General features: G+C 28.0%; 2 protein-coding genes. Both read left to right on the plus strand.

The window, feature by feature from the left end:
• Positions 1 to 273: 273 nt before the first annotated feature.
• Entirely contained in the window at positions 274 to 486 is a 213-nt protein-coding gene (locus COL3_RS26770) for a DUF5652 family protein (RefSeq protein WP_008421323.1), read from the plus strand.
• 230 nt (positions 487 to 716) lie between these two features.
• Positions 717 to 1,811, plus strand: a complete 1,095-nt coding sequence (locus COL3_RS26775) for a GGDEF domain-containing protein (RefSeq protein ID WP_008421320.1) — start codon at positions 717 to 719, stop codon at positions 1,809 to 1,811.
• Positions 1,812 to 2,384: the final 573 nt, after the last annotated feature.

The following is a 2,384-nucleotide window of genomic DNA, read 5'->3' on the forward strand; positions in this document are numbered from 1 at the left end:
GATGGTGAATGTTATTGCTTTGATGAACATGGAGGATTATACATGAACTGTACAACCCCAGATGGTTACAAAGTTGATGATACAGGAGCATGGATGCAATAGAATATATTTAATTTTTAAGGGTATAGGAGTTATTTAATCCTGTACCCTTCATTTTTTATGGGCAGTAGTTAGGAGAAATCCAGTTACTGCTTATTTTTTTGTGAATGAATAATTAATTCTATGATAAGTTATATTAATAAGTGAGTAATTAAAATAATCGGAGTGATGAAAATGAACAATATAATGCAAAGTTTAATTTCAAATAGACCAATACTTTTCTTATTAGTAGCCTGGTCAATTATTTGGAAAGGTATAGCACTTTGGCACTCAGCTCGTAACAAACAATTAATATGGTATATTGCACTTTTAATAGTGAATACAGTTGGAATTCTTGAAATAATATATCTTATTTTCTTTAAAAAAAGATTTGAAAATTCTTTGTGATACAACTTGCTGATACAGTAGACATAGCAAAATAAAGTCATGTTAAAAATTTAGAGAAGACCAGGTAAGGAAGATAGGAGGAATCCTGTTGGAAATACATGGTCTTTTAGTTTAAAAAGAAACTAATTGTCATAAAATGTAGTTGATGGTATAATTGTAATAATAAATTCTAAATAATAATTATTATTTGTATATATTTAAGTTAATAAATAGAATTAGAGGTGAGGATAATGAATAATTTTTTTATTAATATACTTCTTTTAATAGCAGCAATATTTTTAGGTGGACATTTATCAAAGGATACGCCTTTTGAATGCAGTTCCAAAGTTTGTACAAAGATTTTGCTTGGTTTAGGCGGTGGAATACTTGCGATAGGAATGATGATTTACGCAATAGATATTGAAAGTACAAAAACTTTGGTGGATTTAAGAGTTATAGCATTAATGTTGGTATATTATATTGATGGACTTCTACCTTCACTAATTACAGGGATAATTATAGTTTTATTTAGAACTTTATACTTTGGAATCAATCAATCATCAATAGTTGGAGTTGCTCAAATCTTAATATTACTATTGTCATATTCTATAATTGGCAAATTGAAGTTAAATATGGTCAAAAAGTGGATAACGATATATTTACTTAGTATATTTTCGACAATTAGTACATATTATTACTTGTTATTTAATGTTGGTGGTGTATTTGAGATACTCTTGGCATATTTGATTATGTCGACAATTGCAGCTGTATTAGCTTACTATTTATTAAAATATGTTAATTCATCAAATGAGTTGTATAGGAGGTATAAAAATGAGGCTACTAAAGATTTTTTGACTGGATTAAATAATACAAGACAATTTGATTTGATATTTAATGAAAGTGTTGCAAATGCAAATGAAAATGGTGAAAAATTATCCTGCTTAATGGTTGATATAGATCATTTTAAACATGTTAATGATACATATGGCCATGCAGTTGGTGATATAGTATTAAGAGAATTAGCTGTTATTTTGAAAAATACTTGCAGAGTATTCGATGCAGTGTCAAGAGTTGGAGGAGAAGAATTTTGTGTCTTGTTAATTGACTGTTCTAAAGAGCGGGCTATGGATATAGGAAAAAGGATATGTGATGAAGTAAAGAAACATGAGTTTGAAATAGGTGATAGCAGAAAGATAAGAATTACTGTTTCTGTAGGTGTATCTGCTTACCCGGAATTAACGGATAACATTGAAACGTTACTAAAACAAGCCGATGACTCCTTATATAAAGCAAAGCAAACTGGAAGAGATAAAGTATGTTCAGTTGAGATATGTGATAAAATTTAAATAAAAAAGTTATAGTTGTAATGTCTAAAGAATATTATAACTGTAACTTTTTTCTTACTACTGTGGCATGACAAGGTAATCAGGATAACGCTTGTATGATCGGTATAACAATAAAAAGGATAACTCGCTAGGGTGTAACGAGTTATCCTTTTTATTGTTATAGATTTTTTAATAGGAGTAAATAATATGTTTTAACTACTTTGTAATTTTATTATAGCTGCTATTTGTTACAGTATTATGTCAAAATAATTAGTTTAAAATAAATTATAAATAAAATAAGTATAAAGTAAAAAGAACTGTTTTTAGTGAAGAGTGTAGTTCTGTTTGTAGAAAATGATGATTTTACATGTTATAATTAAAAGGTTGATACTTAAGAAATAGAAAGACAGGGGATTTAAATTATGGAATTTGAAATAAAAATACCTATATGGAGGGTAATAGCTGTAATAAGTGCAGGAGTGTTAGGTTATATTGTTGGATTGATTGTATATAGATAGATATGATTTTTGAGGCTGAGTAAAATGTACCCTATAGGATAGACAATTTAATAAAAGTCTATCTTATAGGGTACTT

It is taken from the genome of Clostridium sp. LS (genome assembly GCF_002760435.1).
Classification (GTDB): domain Bacteria; phylum Bacillota; class Clostridia; order Clostridiales; family Clostridiaceae; genus Clostridium.